Annotated in this window: 11 protein-coding genes and 1 tRNA gene; all 12 read right to left on the reverse strand. The window is 68.1% G+C overall.

Features of this window, described 5'->3' with window-relative positions; all coding sequences use genetic code 11:
• Positions 1-2 precede the first annotated feature (2 nt).
• Positions 3-1,874 (reverse strand): protein translocase subunit SecD, encoded by a 1,872-nt coding sequence (secD, locus tag FHW84_RS00480; protein ID WP_167252171.1) that lies wholly within the window; start codon positions 1,872-1,874, stop codon positions 3-5.
• A gap of 117 nt (positions 1,875-1,991) precedes the next feature.
• The gene (gene yajC / locus FHW84_RS00485; RefSeq protein WP_167252172.1) at positions 1,992-2,330 is read right to left on the reverse strand and encodes a preprotein translocase subunit YajC; all 339 of its coding nucleotides are present in this window, start codon (positions 2,328-2,330) and stop codon (positions 1,992-1,994) included.
• 265 nt (positions 2,331-2,595) lie between these two features.
• Positions 2,596-3,726, reverse strand: coding sequence for a tRNA guanosine(34) transglycosylase Tgt (gene tgt, locus FHW84_RS00490; RefSeq protein WP_167252173.1), 1,131 nt, complete (start codon positions 3,724-3,726; stop codon positions 2,596-2,598).
• A gap of 170 nt (positions 3,727-3,896) precedes the next feature.
• Positions 3,897-4,925: a tRNA preQ1(34) S-adenosylmethionine ribosyltransferase-isomerase QueA gene (gene queA, locus FHW84_RS00495; RefSeq protein ID WP_167252174.1), complete on the reverse strand. Its 1,029-nt coding sequence runs from the start codon at positions 4,923-4,925 to the stop codon at positions 3,897-3,899.
• A 73-nt stretch (positions 4,926-4,998) separates the two neighbouring features.
• Positions 4,999-7,437 carry a hypothetical protein gene (locus FHW84_RS00500; RefSeq protein ID WP_167252175.1) on the reverse strand — a complete coding sequence of 813 codons (2,439 nt, stop codon included), beginning with the start codon at positions 7,435-7,437 and terminating at the stop codon, positions 4,999-5,001.
• Between the two features lie 67 nt (positions 7,438-7,504).
• Positions 7,505-8,668, reverse strand: coding sequence for a DUF3142 domain-containing protein (locus FHW84_RS00505; protein ID WP_167252176.1), 1,164 nt, complete (start codon positions 8,666-8,668; stop codon positions 7,505-7,507).
• 458 nt (positions 8,669-9,126) lie between these two features.
• Entirely contained in the window at positions 9,127-10,338 is a 1,212-nt protein-coding gene (locus FHW84_RS00510) for an RtcB family protein (RefSeq protein WP_167252177.1), read from the reverse strand.
• A 54-nt stretch (positions 10,339-10,392) separates the two neighbouring features.
• Complete coding sequence (locus FHW84_RS00515) at positions 10,393-11,517, reverse strand: slipin family protein (protein WP_167252178.1); 1,125 nt, start codon at positions 11,515-11,517, stop codon at positions 10,393-10,395.
• 471 nt (positions 11,518-11,988) lie between these two features.
• Positions 11,989-12,059, reverse strand: a tRNA-Pro gene (locus FHW84_RS00520).
• A 647-nt stretch (positions 12,060-12,706) separates the two neighbouring features.
• The gene (locus tag FHW84_RS00525) at positions 12,707-13,309 is read right to left on the reverse strand and encodes a response regulator transcription factor (protein ID WP_167252179.1); all 603 of its coding nucleotides are present in this window, start codon (positions 13,307-13,309) and stop codon (positions 12,707-12,709) included.
• Positions 13,306-14,466 carry a sensor histidine kinase gene (locus FHW84_RS00530; RefSeq protein ID WP_167252180.1) on the reverse strand — a complete coding sequence of 387 codons (1,161 nt, stop codon included), beginning with the start codon at positions 14,464-14,466 and terminating at the stop codon, positions 13,306-13,308. Before FHW84_RS00530 ends, FHW84_RS00525 begins: the two co-directional genes overlap by 4 nt.
• Positions 14,466-15,653 (reverse strand): sensor histidine kinase, encoded by a 1,188-nt coding sequence (locus FHW84_RS00535; protein WP_167252181.1) that lies wholly within the window; start codon positions 15,651-15,653, stop codon positions 14,466-14,468. The genes FHW84_RS00530 and FHW84_RS00535 overlap by 1 nt, the downstream gene beginning before the upstream one ends.
• Between the last annotated feature and the right edge of the window lie 16 nt (positions 15,654-15,669).

Here is a 15,669-nt window from a genome sequence, read left to right on the forward strand (position 1 = left end):
CTTCAGACCGACAGCGTCTTGAGTTTGCGGTGGCCGTGGATCAGCAAGGTGATCGCATGGGTCAGGGTCACCGAGGTGAACATCGAGGTCAGGATGCCGATCAGCAGCGTCACGCCGAAGCCGCGGATCGGGCCGGAGCCCATCGTGGTCAGCGCCAGCGCGGCGATCAGGTGGGTGACGTTGGCGTCCAGGATGGTCGCCCAGGCCTTCTCGTAGCCGGCGCGGATCGCGGCGTGCGGCGAGGAACCGTTGCGCAACTCTTCGCGCACGCGTTCGCAGATCAGCACGTTGGCGTCGATCGCCATGCCCAGCGTCAGCACGATGCCGGCGATGCCCGGCATGGTCAGGGTCACCCCGACCAGCGACATCACCGCCACCAGGATCACCAGGTTGAAGAACAGCGCGATGTCGGCCACCAGGCCGAACAGCTTGTAGTAGATGGCCGCGGCCAGCAGCACCAGGCCCAGGCCGATCAGCACGGCCTTCATGCCCTTGGCGATGTTGTCCTGGCCCAGGCTCGGGCCGATCACGCGCTCCTCGACGATGTCGATCGGCGCGGCCAGCGAACCGCCCTTCAGCAGCAGGGCCAGCTCGGAAGCTTCCTTGGCGCTGCGCAGGCCGGTGGTCTGGAAGTTCTTGCCGAACACGCCGTTGACGGTGGCGTAGTTGATCACTTCCTCGGTGATCTTCGGCGTGCGCACTTCCTTGCCGTCCACCACCTTGGTCTCGACCACGCGCTCGACGTACACCACGCCCATCGGCTTGCCGACGTTGCTGGTGGTGAAGTCGAGCATCTTCTTGGCGCCGGCGGCATTGAGCGTGACCGACACCATCGGCGAGCCGCTGGTCTGGTCACTGCCCGAGGACGCATCGACCAGCTGGTCGCCGGTGACGATGATCTTCTTGCTCAGCAGCACCGGGTTGCCGCGGGTGTCCTTGTACAGGCGCGCGTCCGGCGGCACGCTGCCGGTGTTCTTGGCATCCACCGCCTGCTGCGGGGTGCCGTAGCCGGCGCGGTATTCCAGGGTGGCGGTGGCGCCGATCAGCTTCTTGGCCTCGGCGGTGTCCTGCACGCCGGCCAGCTCGACGATGATGCGGCTGTCGCCCTGCTGCTGGATGATCGGCTCGGACACGCCCAGCGCATTGATGCGGTTGCGCAGGGTGCCCAGGTTCTGGCGCACGGCGTTGAGCGAGAGTTCGCGCAGCTTGTCCGGGCGCAGCACGGCGTTGAGCACGAAGCGGTCGCCGGTGACCTGGCCGTCCTGGGTGCTGAGGTCCGGGTATTCGGTGGCGATCGCATTGGCCGCCGCGGTGCGGTCGGCGGCGGAGCGCAGCACCACGGCCACGCCCTGGCCGCGCACGGCATTGCGGCTGACCGAGTCGTAGCGGATGTTCTTCTCGCGCAGCATGCTGCGGATGTCGTCGGCGTAGCGCGTTTCCTGCTTGTCGACCACGTCGTTCTGGTCCACTTCCATCAGGAAGTGCACGCCGCCCTGCAGGTCCAGGCCCAGCGGCATGGAGCGCGCATGGATCATGGACAGCCAGCCCGGCACGGTGGACTTGAGGTTGAAGGCCACGGTGTAGTCGTCGCCCAGCGCCGCCTTGATGGCATCGCCGGCGCTCTTCTGCACGTCGGGGTTGCCGAAGCTCACCAGCAGGTGGTCGTTCTGCAGCTCCACGCTCTGGTAGGCGATGTTCTGCTGCTTCAGCGCGTACAGCGCCTTTTCCTGCAGCGCCTGGTTGACCACGCCGTTGCGGTTGGCCGTGACCTGCACCGCCGGCTGCGGCAGGAACGCGTTAGGCAACGCGTAGACGATGCCCAGCACCAAAACGATGGCGACCAGGAAAAATTTCCAGCGAGGAAAATCACTCATGCCTTGCATCCGTCAAAAGCCGCGGCACGGGGGCCGCGGCGGTAGCATCGTTCGCGTTGCGGCGAGGCCGTCCGCCCCCGCGGGACGGCCTGCGGCGGGGCATCCCGCCGGATGACCTCAGGACGACTTCAGCGAGCCCTTCGGCAGCACCTGGGACACGGCGCCCTTCTGCACCTTGATCTTCACGTTCGGCGCGATCTCGAGGGTGATGAAGGACTCGCCCACCTCGTCCACGCGGCCGGCCAGGCCACCGTTGGTCACCACTTCGTCGCCCTTGGCCAGGGCCGTGACCATGGCGCGGTGCTCCTTCTGCCGCTTCATCTGCGGGCGGATCATCAGGAAGTAGAACACCACGAACAGCAGGATCAGCGCACCGAAGGTCATCAGCGGGTTCGGCGCCTGGGCACCGGCGGCCGGCGCGGCCTGGGCGATCAGGAAAGTGCTGGGAAAGTTCATCTTCTTGTCTCGTAAGTAGCGGTCCCGGCTGAAATTTCTGCCAGAGGCCTGAAAAAGATCGTGGATTATGCCATGCGCCCCGGTGCTCACGCACACGGGCCGGATGGCCCTGGCTCGGACAGGAGCAGGGTTTATGGGGTTCCCCAGGGGCCGCTTGCAAGCGGGCCGGCGCGTTTTACCCCGCCCTCTTGTTCCAAATGAGATTCGCGCCACGGTGCCGCGTAGGTTGGGGTTCGCCTGCGGCTCACCCCAACCTACGCCGCCATCAGGTGCTGCCGTTCGGCCGCGCCCGCTTCGCATAGAACTCCACCACGAACTCCTCCAGCTTTCCGGCGGCGATCGCCTCGCGCAGCCCCGCCATCAGCCGCTGGTAATGCCGCAGGTTGTGCATGGTGGCGAGCTGGCTGGCCAGGATCTCGTTGCAGCGGTCCAGGTGGCGCAGGTAGGCGCGGCTGAAGCCGCCGGCGCAGGCGTAGCAGTCGCAGCCTTCCTCGATCACCCGCGTGTCCATCGCGTACTTGGCGTTGCGGATGCGCAGGGTGCCTTCGTCGGTGAACAGGAAGCCGTTGCGCGCGTTGCGGGTGGGCATCACGCAATCGAACATGTCGATGCCGCGGCGCACCGCCTCGACGATGTCCTCCGGCCGGCCCACGCCCATCAGATAGCGCGGCTTGTCCTGCGGCAGCAGCGGCACGGTGAAGTCCAGCGTGTGGTTGCGCTCGGCCTCCGGCTCGCCCACCGCCAGGCCGCCCACCGCGTAGCCGTCGAAGCCGATGCCGACCAGGCCCTCGGCGGAGCGGCGGCGCAGGTTCTCGTACACGCTGCCCTGCACGATGCCGAACAGCGAATTGGGGTTGCGCAGATCGTCGAAGGCGCGGCGCGAGCGCTCGGCCCAGCGCAGGCTCAGCTCCATCGAGGTGGACGCCACCTGCTCGGTGGCCGGATACGGCGTGCACTCATCGAAGATCATCACCACGTCCGAATCCAGCGTCTTCTGGATGCGCATGGATTCCTCAGGCGAGAGGAACACTTTGGAACCATCCACCGGCGAGGCGAAGGTCACGCCCTCTTCGGTGATCTTGCGCTTGTGCGCCAGCGAGAACACCTGGAAGCCGCCGGAGTCGGTGAGGATGGGCTTGTCCCAGCCGATAAAGCGGTGCAGCCCGCCAAACTGCTCCACGATCTCCAGCCCCGGCCGCAAATACAGGTGGAAGGTGTTGCCCAGGATGATCTCGGCGCCGATCTCCACGATGTCGCGCGGCGTCATCGCCTTGACCGAGCCATAGGTGCCCACCGGCATGAAAGCCGGGGTTTCCACCGTGCCGCGGTCGAAAGTAAGCCGGCCACGCCGGGCCGCGCCGTCGGTGGCGGAGATGTCGAAACGGAGGGAAGTCATCGGGGGATTATCGCTGGTTTGGCCTCAAGCTCCCAATCAGGAGCCCTTCTCCCTCCGGGAGAAGGTGGCGGCAGCCGGATGAGGGTTCGGCCGGAGCAGTGCGCATCACTCTTGCGCTCCGCCCGCACCCTCACCCCAACCCCTCTCCCGGAGGGAGAGGGGCTCAAGCGTCAGCTGCGGGGCAGGATCATCATGGCGTCCCCATACGAGAAGAACCGATACCGCTGCGCCACCGCATGCCGGTACGCCTGCAGCACGAACTCCCGCCCCGCCAGCGCGGACACCAGCATCAGCAGGGTCGACTGCGGCAGGTGGAAGTTGGTGATCAGGCCGTCGATGCTGCTGAACTTGTAGCCGGGGAAGATGAAGATCTGCGTCTCGCCCGCGAACGGGCGCAGCTCGCCGTCGCGGCAGGCGCTCTCCAGCGCGCGCACCACGGTGGTGCCCACCGCGATCACCCGCCCGCCGCGCGCCCTGGTGCGGCGCACCTGTTCCACCAGCCCCGCGCCGACGTTGAGCCATTCGCGGTGCATCTGGTGGTCCTTGATGTCGTCCGCGCGCACCGGCTGGAAGGTGCCGGCGCCGACATGCAGGGTCACATAGCCGAACTCCACGCCCAGCTCGCGCAGCTGCGCCAGCATGGCCTCGTCGAAATGCAGGCCGGCGGTGGGCGCGGCCACCGCGCCGGGCTCGCGCGCAAACACCGTCTGGTAGCGCTCCAGGTCGCTGGCATCGGCATGGCGCTCGATATACGGCGGCAGCGGCATCTCGCCCAGGCGGCGCAGCAGGCGTTCCAGCGGCTCGGGCGATTCGAAGCGCAGGCGGAAGAACTGGCCGTCGCGGCCCAGCACCACCGCGTGGCTGCCGTCGGCCAGCTCGATGCGGCCGCCCTCTTTCGGCTTCTTGCTCACGCCCAGCTGGGCGATCGCCTCGTGCGCGCCGGTGACGCGCTCCAGCAAAATCTCCACCGCGCCGCCGCTTTCCTTGCGCCCGTACAGCCGCGCCGGCAGCACGCGGGTGTCGTTGAGGATCAGCAGGTCGCCCGCGCGCAGCAGCCCGGGCAGGTCGCGGAACATGCGGTCCTGCAGCGACTGCGCCTGGGTATCCAGCAGCAGCAGGCGGCTGGCCGTGCGCTCCGGCAGCGGGGCCTGGGCGATCAGTTCGGGCGGCAGCTCGAAATCGAAATCTGACTTCTTCAACGGTGGGCTCGGCAGGGGCCGCGGGCGGCGGGAAACGCCGCATTATCCCGCAGCCCGGCCGCGCCGGCACGCTTCAGGCGGTTCGGGCCGCCTTTTTACGGCGGCGCACGATGGCAAAACTGGCGATGCCGATCAGCAGCACCAGGCCGCCGGCAAGCAACGGCACGTTATGCCGCAGCGCGCGCCTGGCCTTCATCACATAAAGATGCCGCTGCATCACCCGGGCGCTGGCGAAATCCGGCTCCGGGCAGCTTTCGCCGAAGTTCTCGGCCCAGGGCACGTACGGCCCCTGCTTCACGTAGCGGTCGTACAGCGCCTTGGCCTTGAGCAGCCGCTGCGGCACCACCGGCGGCGTGCCGTCGCCGTTATCGCCGTAGTCCGGCGGGCCTTCCAGCATCCAGCCGCTGGCTTTGCACAGCACCGCGGCGAAGGCCTGCGAGCGCGGCGGCAGCAGGTCGGCTGCAGTAGCCGCGCGGTCGGCGGCCAGATAGCGGTAGTGGAAACGGCGGTCCGGCTTGGGCGCGGTGTCGGCGTAGCGCTGGCGCTCGCCGTCGGTGACGAAGGACTGCTTCAGGTCGTCCGCGCTGTGCCCGCTGCCGCCCTGGAAGCCGCCGCCCATGTCGTTGTAGTCCGGCCCCTGCTCATAGCCGAACAGCTCCATGCCCAGCTCGCGCTGGATCGCCGCCGCGCGGTAGCGCGCCTCGGCCTTGCCGATATCGGTCCAGGCGTGCTCGGCGTCGTGCAGGTCCTGGGCGAACTCGCGCGCCTTGGCGCGCAGGTCGTCCTTGCCGAAGCGCTCGTCGCCGCTGGCCGGGAGATAGTTCTGCGCTTCGTCGTAGCGGCCCGCGCGCATCAGGCGCCGCGCCAGCGTCCAGCGCAGGGTGTCGCCGAACGGCGCCGAGCCGGGGTAGTAGCTGGGCGCGGCGGAGCCCGCCTTGGCCGGGGCCGGGGCCGGCGGCGCGGACGCCGGCACGCGCGCGTCGACGAAGCTCTTCAGCTCGTCGATGGTGAGCACGCGCTCGGCCAGGTAAGTCACGTCGTTGCCGAAACCGATGCCGCTGGTTTCGTCGTCGGGATAGAACACGTTGCCGCTGCCGCCCACCGCGATCGCCGCGTCGTACAGCCGCCCCATCGCCTCGACGTATTCGCCGCGCGCCAGCGCCAGCACGCCCTGCTCGCCGACCAGCAGATGGGTGTTGTCCGGGTCGATGCTGGCCTTCGGGTCGTTCGCCTTGGGGAAAGCCTTCACCGCTTCGGCATAGGCCGCCGTCGCCGCGGCGAGGTCGCCCTTCTGCAACGCCAGCTTGGCGCGCACCCAGCTCGACAGCGGGCCGGGCGCCTTGTCGACCAGCTTGGCGGCGAGGTCGTAGCGGCCCGCGCGATAAGCCAGCGCGGCCAGGCGGTCGGCGCCTTCCACATGCTCCAGCCCGCGCTGCTCGATCGCCGCCACCAGCGCCACCAGGTTGGGATTGGGCTTGGTGGTCATGCTCTTGCCGTCGGCCGCTTCGCTGACCACGTCGTCGACGCGCGCCAGCGCATAGATCACCAGCAGGCGCTGCGCGATCGGATGGTCGATCAGGGCGGCGGCGAGCGTGTCGTCGCGCAGCGCCGTATTGGCCAGGATCGACAGCGACTGCACGGCGCTGCCCGAGCCATGCCCGGCCTGCGCGGCATACAGCGTGATGGCGTGCTTCAGATCGTCCGGCGCAAGACGCACGCCGCAGTCGTTGTCCGGCCCCGCGATCTCGTTCCAGCCGCAGCGCTTGCCGTCGACGAACAGATGCAGGCGCGCCTCTTCGCCGAAGCTGGACAGCGCCAGCCCCTGCGTGTCGCTGCCGCCGTCCAGCGCACGCGCGCGCGCCTGCTGGAAGGCCTTGGCCGCGGCCTCGCGCTCGCGCTTGAACGCAGCGGCATCGCCGGCCTGGTCGAGCGCGCGCTCGGCATGGATGCGGCCGAGCATGTAGGCCGCCCACACCGAGCGCAGCTTCGCCTGCTCCGGCGGCAGGGCCAGCACTTTTTCGAAGCTGGCCACGGCCTGGTCCATCGCCGGGCCGCTGGACACCATGCAGTGCGCGGCGGCCGGCGGCGCGTCTTCGCTCGCCGCACCGTCGCCTTCGCAGGCGCCCTGCGCGATCTCGAAATCCGCGGCACCCGCGGCGTACAGACGCAAGTCCTCCGGCAAGCCCTTGCCCTTCTCGTAAACCTCGGCGCCGCTCTGCAACTGGCGCAGCTCAGCCAGCTGCTGCCACTGCGCCGGCGCCAGGCCCAGCCACCTGGCCATGGCCGCCGCGTCGTCGGCCTTGGGCGCCTCGCCCTGCTCGTCGCCCGGTAGCTTGTCGGTGGCCGGCAACAGGCTGGCCGCCTCGAAGGCGAAGCTGTTCTGCGGCGTGGCCTTCAGGGTGAGCTCGCGATGGTCCAGCAGCTGGCTGGGGAAATCCGGGCCGCAGGCCCATACCGTGGCGGCGGCGATGCCGGCGAGCAGGCCGGCGGCAATCCATTGGCGCTTGTACATCGGAACTCCGTCCCCTCAAGTAGACGGTGAATGATGCGGGGAAAGACGCCGCAGCGGAATAGCCGGATCAGGGCGCCAGCGTGGGTTGTTCCGAAACGCCGCCGCAGCGCGCCCAGCCGATTGCGCGCTGGTAATGCGCGCGCAGCCAGCCGTCGCGCTCGCGTCGCAAGAAAGGGCGGCCGTCGCGGCGATCCAGCACGTAGCCGTTGACGCCGTCGGCGATGCTGCAGGCCGCCGGCAGCTCGATGCGCGCCGGCAGGCGCGCATCCACTTCGCCGTCATTGCGCAGCACGACGTCGGCCGCGCCCGGCGCGGCGCCGGGCTGGAAGAACACCGCCAGCATTTCCTTCAGCGGCGCGCCGGCCATCACCGCACGCCAGGTCGGCAGGCTCCAGGCGCGCGCGTCCTGCACGGTGGGCAGGCGGAACCAGACGATGCCGGCCATGCCCTTGGGCGGGTCGCCGCGCAGCCCCGCCAGCAGCTTCGCCACCTCCGCCGGCGCGGCGACCAGCTCGCTCGCCTCCATGCCGCCGGCGAGCAGCGGTGTTTCGCTTTCGATGGCGACGACGCGGCCGTTCTCGTCCCAGGCCACGCGCGAGCCGTAGGTGGGCAGCGCGACGCGGAACGGCTTGCTGGCGCGTGCGGCGTAGCGGTCGATCCAGGCGCGGGCGAGCGCCGGATCGAACAGGCCGGCGCGGGGCGATTGCACGGCGTGGACTTGCAGCACCACTTCGTCGACTTGCGCCGTGACATGTTCCAGCTGATCGGAGGCGAGCCACGCAGGCAAGGCGGTGATCGACAGCGGCGTGATGCCAAGTGCGTGCTTCAGTCGAGCGAGAAATTCCGCGTATGCAGGAAGGCGCGCCGTGCCGCAGTCGTGGTCGATCTCGATGCCGGCCAGCGGCACGCCATTCCACGCAGCGCGCAGCGCCAGCGTCTGCGCCAGCAGCTTGTCCGCATCCCACTGCGGCAGCTGCCCATCGATACGCACCACCAGCACCACCGGCCGCTGCGTTGCCGCGAGCGCGGCGCGATCGATCGTCACCGGCTGCAGCTCGCCGCGCGCATCGGTCTGCGCCGCGAGCACGCGCCATTCGCGAATGACGTCGGCCGATTGCGCCAGCGCAGAAGTGACGGCGGGGTTCCATTGGCGTTGCCAGACGTAGGCGTCGTGCTGCAGCGGCGTGGACGGTTGGCAGGCAGCAAGCGCGCCAGCAAGCAAGGCTGCCATCAGCCAATGCCCTGCCCTTGTCCAATTCAAATGCATCGAACGCTCCTCACCATCCCAAAGGCACCCCACGCAGCAAGTGTGCGCACACCTTCCTACTCCGTCATTCCGGCGCAGGCCGGAATCCAGTAGCAGGGCGCCACATCGAGCGCCATGTCCCAAGGCATATTCTTATGCGCTTTTGCGACAACCGGACGTTGTCGTCACTGGATGATTCGCCCTGCGCCGGAATGGTTGGGGTGAGCCAAAGGCGAACTCCAACACCAGCACATCGACGCGCCACGCATTGTTGGGGTTCGCCGATGGCTCACCCCAACCTACGCCACATGTTAGCAAGCAGGACGAAAACCAAACGTAGGTTGGGGTGAGCCGAAGGCGAACCCCAACACCGGCACCGATACGCCACGCCATGTTGGGGTTCGCCGATGGCTCACCCCAACCTGCCGGGCTGGCGATCGGCCCTACCCCTTCACACACAACACCTGCCGCAACGTATGCACCACCTCCACCAGGTCGACCTGCGCGGCCATCACCGCATCGATCGACTTGTACGCCGCCGGCGATTCGTCGAGCACGCCGGAGTCCTTGCGGCATTCCACGTGCGCGGTGGCCTCGCGGTGCTGGGCCAGGGTGATGCTCTGCTTGGCCATGCCGCGGCTCATCACGCGGCCGGCGCCGTGGCTGCAGCTGTGGAAGCTGTCCGCGTTGCCCTTGCCGCGCACGATGTAGCTCTTGCTGCCCATGCTGCCGGGGATGATGCCCAGCTCGCCCGCACGTGCGCTGACCGCGCCCTTGCGGGTGACCAGCAGCGATTCGCCGAAGTGCGTCTCGCGCTGCACATAGTTGTGGTGGCAGTTCACCGCCTGCTTGTCGAGCTGGAACTTCGGCAGGCGGTGGCGCAGTTCGTTCAGCACCCGCGCCATCATCGCCTCACGGTTGTGGCGGGCGTAGTCCTGCGCCCAGGACACCGCTTCCACGTAATCGTCGAACAGCGGCTCGCCTTCCATGAAGAAGGCCAGGTCGCGGTCCGGCAGGTGGAAGCCCAGCACGCGATGCGCCAGCTGTTCGCGCGCCCGCTCGATAAAGTACGTGCCGATCAGGTTGCCGGTGCCGCGCGAACCGGAGTGCAACATCACCCACACGCGCTCCTCTTCGTCCAGGCACAGCTCGATGAAGTGATTGCCGCCGCCCAGCGTACCCAGTTGCCGCTCGATCTTGTCGGTGCGGATCTTGCGGTGCTTCGCCTTGATCAGCTCCAGCCGCTGCGCCAGCCCGGACTGCACCAGCCGCGTGCCGATGCCGTCCGGTATCCTGCGGTGCTCGCCATTGCCCACCGGCACGCCGCGCTCGATGCTCGAACGCAAATGGGCCAGGTTGTCGGGCAAGTCCGCTGCGCGCAGCGTGGTCCGCACTGCGGCCATGCCGCAGCCGATGTCCACGCCGACCGCGGCCGGAATGATGGCACCGCGCGTCGGCACCACCGAACCCACCGTGGCGCCCTTGCCCAGGTGCACGTCGGGCATCACCGCCACCCACGGACCGACGAACGGCAGCGCCGCGATGTTGCGCAGCTGCGCATGCGCCTGCGCTTCCAGCGGCACGCCGTCGACCCAGCCCTTGATCGGCTTGGCACCTTCGGCGTGCAGTAATTGATATGAAGTTCCGCTACTCATGCTTATCGTTCCTTAAGGGCCGCTGCGGCGATTCCTTTCGCCGCACCGGCTGTTTTACTCCTTGAGGGTCACCAGCTGTTTCAGCACGCCATCCAGGCCGCCGAACACGGTCAGCTTGTCGATCTTCTCGGTGACCTTCTCCAGCGCCTCCAGTTCTTTCAGGCGCATCAACACCGGGCTTTCCTCGATCAGCCTGGCGGTGTTGAGCAGGGAACGCGTGGCGTTCGCCTCCTCGCGGCGGCGGATCACGTTGGCCTGGGCCGCCTTCTCCGCCTGCACCACGCTGTTGAGGATGTCCTTCATCTCGCCCGGCAGGATCACGTCCTTGATGCCGACGCCCAGCACTTCCACGCCCAGCTCGGCCACGCGGCTGTACACGTAGGCGAAGATGTCGGCATCGAGCGAGGCCTTGTCGCCGAGCAACTCGTCCAGCGTCTTGGACGACACCGCCTTGCGCAAGCCGTACTGCAGCTCGCGATAAATGTAGTCGCCGTACTTGGCCACCTTGGTACGCGCGGCGACCGGGTCGGTCACGCGCAGGCTGGCGGCCAGGTTCACGCGCAGGCTCACCTTGTCGCGGGTCAGCAGTTCCTGGCCCGACACTTCCAGCGACTGCACGCGCAGCTCGATCACCTCGGCGGCCACGTTCTTCCTGAACTGCCAGAACGCGTAGCTGCCCGGCGCCAGCGTGCGCACCAGCTTGCCGTCCAGGAACAGCAGGCCCGCCGATTCCGCCGGTACCTCCACCACCAGGGCGATCTTCGACAGCACGCCGAGCTGGCGCAGGCGGTTGGCCACGTCGGCCGGAACCTCCAGCGTGCCGGCCAGCGGCAGCAGGCGCACTTCCACCGGCACCAGCTCCTTCCAGTACAGCTTGCGGGTACCCGGCGCGAGCACGTCTTCCAGCTTGCCGTTCTTCAGCACCAGGCCGACCTGGTCCACGCCGACGTCGGCGATCAGGAAGCGCGGCGCCAGCCGCGTATCCATCCCCGCCATCAGCACCTCGGCGTCGCTGCCGGCGTATTCGGCCCGCGCCACGTTGTGCAGCACCACAGCCACACGGTTGAGCGGATCGAAATAGCGGTACAGGCCCGGGGCGAGCACGCGCTGCAGTCGACGGTTGCGGTACAGCAAACCGCGCTCGCCGTCGCCGACCACGATTTGCTTGATCCAGAACATGGGAATGACTCCTTTATCCCTTAATGCGGGCCGCCTTCGATTAATGCCTTTCGCACGGACGGACCGGGGCGCGCGAAAATCCTGTTTGATAATCCGCGGGGCGTAGAAAGCCCTCCCTCGCGGGATAATCGGCCATAAACCTTTTCATGGCCGATGTCATTAATAGGGTGGAAGCACCCCTGGCGCTGGCGACGCGGGACCGTCGCGCCTCCTTCGGGGCGACGGACACCGTCCGCGGCACGGCGAACCGGCCGCTTGCCGGCGGCCATCGGCCCGTTATCGGGACGACGGTCCGGCGTGGCTGGCGCTGCGGCGCCGATGGCTCATCGTCCTTGATGAAACCATCCGCGCCGCGCGGGGCGCTTCCTGGTGAGGGAGCTTGCGCTCCCGTGGTTTTGGAGCGGGATTCGAACCCGCGACTACCGACATCTGTTGTCAGTGCTCTATCCCGACTGAGCTATCCAAATCAGCGACGTACCGGATTCGAACCGGTGTCACATGGCAACCGAAGCCACTGCTCTACCCGACTGAGCTAACGTCTTTGCGAAACACCGAACGTGCAGGCCCGGCATACGCTGCCGGCATAGCCGCGCGCACCGGACGGGGCTTGGAACCCGTACCGCTGGAGCCTGTCGTGGCGATGCTTCGTATGGCCGGCTGTCGCCAACCGGTCATGCGTGTGGGTGCCACGCACCCGAATGCTGTTGAGACCTTGCCGATCACCCGTCCGCCCGTGCCGAAGCATCAAGGCACAGCGCATCCTGAGCGCCGCTCGCGGCCGCCCCTGCCTCGGCCGGGGCGCGGCCGGATGCTTCAGGGCGGAAGTGGTCTTCCGATGATCAGTGCCGTCATCACCTTTCGGTGCATGAACGCTTCCTTGCGAACGCCGAAAACAAAACGCCCCCGGGTATGGACCCGAGGGCGTTCGCCTTGCCTCGGGAGATCGGGGTGACCGATCTCCGCGCAAGCGTGGGATCAGTCGGTGTGGATGAAACGGCCTTCCTTCGTCCGCACGCACGGCAGCGCGCCGCGGCGATCGCGCGAGGGCAGCTGGCGGTGAATGACGTGGAACGACATGGTTTGATCCTGGCCTTTTCAGTTAATGCTTGTCGCCGGTATTGGCGAGGCGCGAACATTACGCGAGCAAGATTATTCGTGCAAGCACTTTTTTAATGCGTACGAATAATTCTTACAGCCAGCCTTTCTGGCGCGCGAGGCGATACGCCTCGATGCGATTGGCCACGCCTAATTTGCCGATCGCTTCGGAAAGATAATTGCGCACCGTGCCGTGCGAGAGATTCAGCTGCGCGGCGATCTCGCTCGCCGACTGCCCCTCGCCCGCCAGGCGCAGCACCTGCCGCTCGCGGTCGTTCAAGGGATCCGCTTCGGACCACGCTTCCAGCGCCAGCTGCGGATCGATCGCGCGGCCGCCGCGGTGAACCATGCGCAGCGCCTCGGCGAGGTTTTCCGCCGGCGCGTCCTTCAGCAGATAACCGGACACACCCGCATCCAGCGCGCGGCGCAGAAAGCCCGGACGCGCAAAGGTGGTCACGATGATCACCTTCATCGGCAGCTCGTGGCGCTGGATGCGCTGCGCCAGTTCCAGGCCGGTGATGCCGGGCATCTCGATATCGGTGACCAGCACGTCGGGCTTCAGGCGCTGCACTTCGCGCCACGCCGCCTCGCCGTCCGGGGCGGAACCGAGCACCTCGATATCCGATTCCAGATTCAAGAGCGCCGTCAGCGCGCCGCGCACCATCGCCTGGTCTTCGGCCAGCAGCACGCGGATCATGCGGCGCCCTCCGGCAGTCCCCGCGGCGCGGCCACGGCGGCTTTCGCCAGCGGCACGTCGATGCGCAAGGTGGTGCCGTGCCGCCGCGGCGAGTCGATCTCCAGGCTGCCGCCCAGTGACCGCACGCGCTCGCGCATCCCGCTGACGCCGTTGCCGTGCGCGGCGAGTCCGCCGCAACCGTTGTCGCTGATCTGCATCTGGAACCTTGTCTTGTCATGGACGAAACGCACGCTCGCCGCGGTGGCGCGGGCGTGGCGATGGATATTGGTGACTGCTTCGCGCAGCACCAGGGACAGCGGCGCCTCGACGGCGGCAGGCAAGGCGATGCCTTCCGGCCACTCGCCTTCGAAGCTGACGCCGGAGGCTTCCAGCATCAGCCGCGCGGAAATGATTTCCGAGGCCAGGTCGCTGCGGCGCATGCCGGTGACGGCCGCGCGCACTTCGGCCAGCGCGTGGCGCGCGACGCGCTCCACTTCGCTCATTTCCTGCTGGGCGCGCGGCGGATCTTCCAGCGCCAGGCGGCGCGCCAGCTCGGACTTGATCGCCACCAGCGACAAGGTATGGCCGAGCAGGTCGTGCAGGTCGCGGCCGATGCGTTCGCGCTCGGCCAGGGTGGCCAGGCGGCGTACTTCGATCTGCGACAGGCGCAGGTCGGCGTCCTTGCGCAGGTTGTTGATGTAGTGAAAGTTGCTGAGGCCGCCGAGCACGCCGGCCACGACCACCACCAGCATGATCCACAGCGGTGCATCCACCCATAGCCACGCCATCGTCATGGACAGCACGGTCAACAGCGCGACGCCGCGCAGCCACAGGCGGAAGTTCGGCGTGGCCGACAAGGCCGTGCAGGCGGTGATCACATAGCCGAAGCCCATGGGATTGACCATCCACAGGCCCAGCCCCATCGCCGCCATGCCCGCCACGTACCAGGGCAGGCGCTGCGGCGGCCCGAAATACACGTGCAGGTGCAGATAGAGAAAGACCAGCACGCTCAGCAGCGTGGGCGCGAACCACGACCAGGCGAAGCCCTGCAGGCCCAGGGGGATCAGCGGCAGCATCACGATCCACGCCGCCTGGCCCAGCGCCGAGCGCGCGATGAATACCGGCGAGCGCAGCTGCACGTACAGCGAATCCGGCGCGGGCTGGAACGGCAGGCGCATCACACGCGCGTCGGCTGGCGCGGCGCCGTTTCCGGCGCGGCGGTGGGCAGCAGCTTCGGCTGCGGCAGGGGCACGGTGACCAGCAGCACGGTACCGCGGCCGCGCGGCGATTCGATGGTCAGATGCCCGGCCAGCGCGCGCACGCGCTCGCGCATGCCGCACAGGCCGTTGCCGTCCTCGCCCACGCCGCCGCGGCCGTCGTCGCTCACGCGCAGGCGCAAGGTGTAGGCGTCGCGTTCGAACTCGATCCGCGCCTTGCTCGCATGCGCATGCCGGGCGATATTGGTGGCCGCCTCGCGCAGGACCAGCGACAGGCCGCGCTCGATCTCCGTCGGCAGATCGGCCGGCGGCGCCACGTAGTCCAGGTGCACGCGGGAGGACTCCAGCAGCAGGCGCGCCGAGGCCAGTTCCGCGGCCAGGTCGGTGGCGCGGATGCCGGTGACCGCCGAACGCACTTCGGCCAGGGCATGGCGCGCGACGCGCTCGGCTTCCGCCACTTCGCGCTTGGCCGCGTCCGCATCGCGGTCGAACAGCTTGCGCGACAGCTCCAGCTTCAGCGTGATCAGCGAAAGCGTATGCCCGAGCAGGTCGTGCAGGTCGCGGCCGATGCGCTCGCGTTCGGCGGTGGCGGCCAGCCGGCGCACTTCTTCCTGCGACAGCTTGAGCGCTGCGTCCTTCTCGTGCGCGATGCGTTCGACGTGGGTGATGATGGCGATGATGATGGTCATGCACGGCACCGACACCAGCGCCTGCCACGGATAACCCACGGTGCTGGCCACCGCGACATAGACCACGTTGACCAGCATCAGGCGCAGCAGCAGCGGCCCCACCCGCTTGGCGCTGGCCATGCTGTACGACACGCAGCCGTAGATGAAGTACGCCATGCCGCTGGGGTACCACGGCGCCAGCGCGATGCTCATCGCCACCAGCCCGAGCGCGTAGCGCGGGGCGACCCGGCGCGAGGCGAGCATCGACTTGGCGAACATCAGCAGGAACAGCGGATACGACAGCAGGGTCAGCAGCACCCACCGGAGGTCGTAGTGGCTGCCCATGGCCGGCGTGATGAACACCCACACCGACCACAGCAGGTGCACGCCCTCGGCCCACACCGACTTGCCCTGGCGCTGGATCGCGGCGACGCGCGAATCCGGCGCCGGCGTCAGCCAGGAGCGGAGCAGTTGGAGCATGGCGGTGACCCTCCCC

The organism is Dyella sp. SG562 (genome assembly GCF_011759495.1).
In the GTDB taxonomy this organism is placed as follows: domain Bacteria; phylum Pseudomonadota; class Gammaproteobacteria; order Xanthomonadales; family Rhodanobacteraceae; genus Dyella_D; species Dyella_D marensis.

Coding starts and splice junctions, on each gene's coding strand:
- FHW84_RS00535 (WP_167252181.1), bottom strand. CDS start 15,653: ATGCTCCAACTGCTCCGCTCCTGGCTGACGCCGGCGCCGGATTCGCGC.
- FHW84_RS00525 (WP_167252179.1), bottom strand. CDS start 13,309: ATGATCCGCGTGCTGCTGGCCGAAGACCAGGCGATGGTGCGCGGCGCG.
- FHW84_RS00530 (WP_167252180.1), bottom strand. CDS start 14,466: ATGCGCCTGCCGTTCCAGCCCGCGCCGGATTCGCTGTACGTGCAGCTG.
- tgt (WP_167252173.1), bottom strand. CDS start 3,726: ATGACTTCCCTCCGTTTCGACATCTCCGCCACCGACGGCGCGGCCCGG.
- FHW84_RS00505 (WP_167252176.1), bottom strand. CDS start 8,668: ATGGCAGCCTTGCTTGCTGGCGCGCTTGCTGCCTGCCAACCGTCCACG.
- secD (WP_167252171.1), bottom strand. CDS start 1,874: ATGAGTGATTTTCCTCGCTGGAAATTTTTCCTGGTCGCCATCGTTTTG.
- FHW84_RS00515 (WP_167252178.1), bottom strand. CDS start 11,517: ATGTTCTGGATCAAGCAAATCGTGGTCGGCGACGGCGAGCGCGGTTTG.
- yajC (WP_167252172.1), bottom strand. CDS start 2,330: ATGAACTTTCCCAGCACTTTCCTGATCGCCCAGGCCGCGCCGGCCGCC.
- FHW84_RS00510 (WP_167252177.1), bottom strand. CDS start 10,338: ATGAGTAGCGGAACTTCATATCAATTACTGCACGCCGAAGGTGCCAAG.
- FHW84_RS00500 (WP_167252175.1), bottom strand. CDS start 7,437: ATGTACAAGCGCCAATGGATTGCCGCCGGCCTGCTCGCCGGCATCGCC.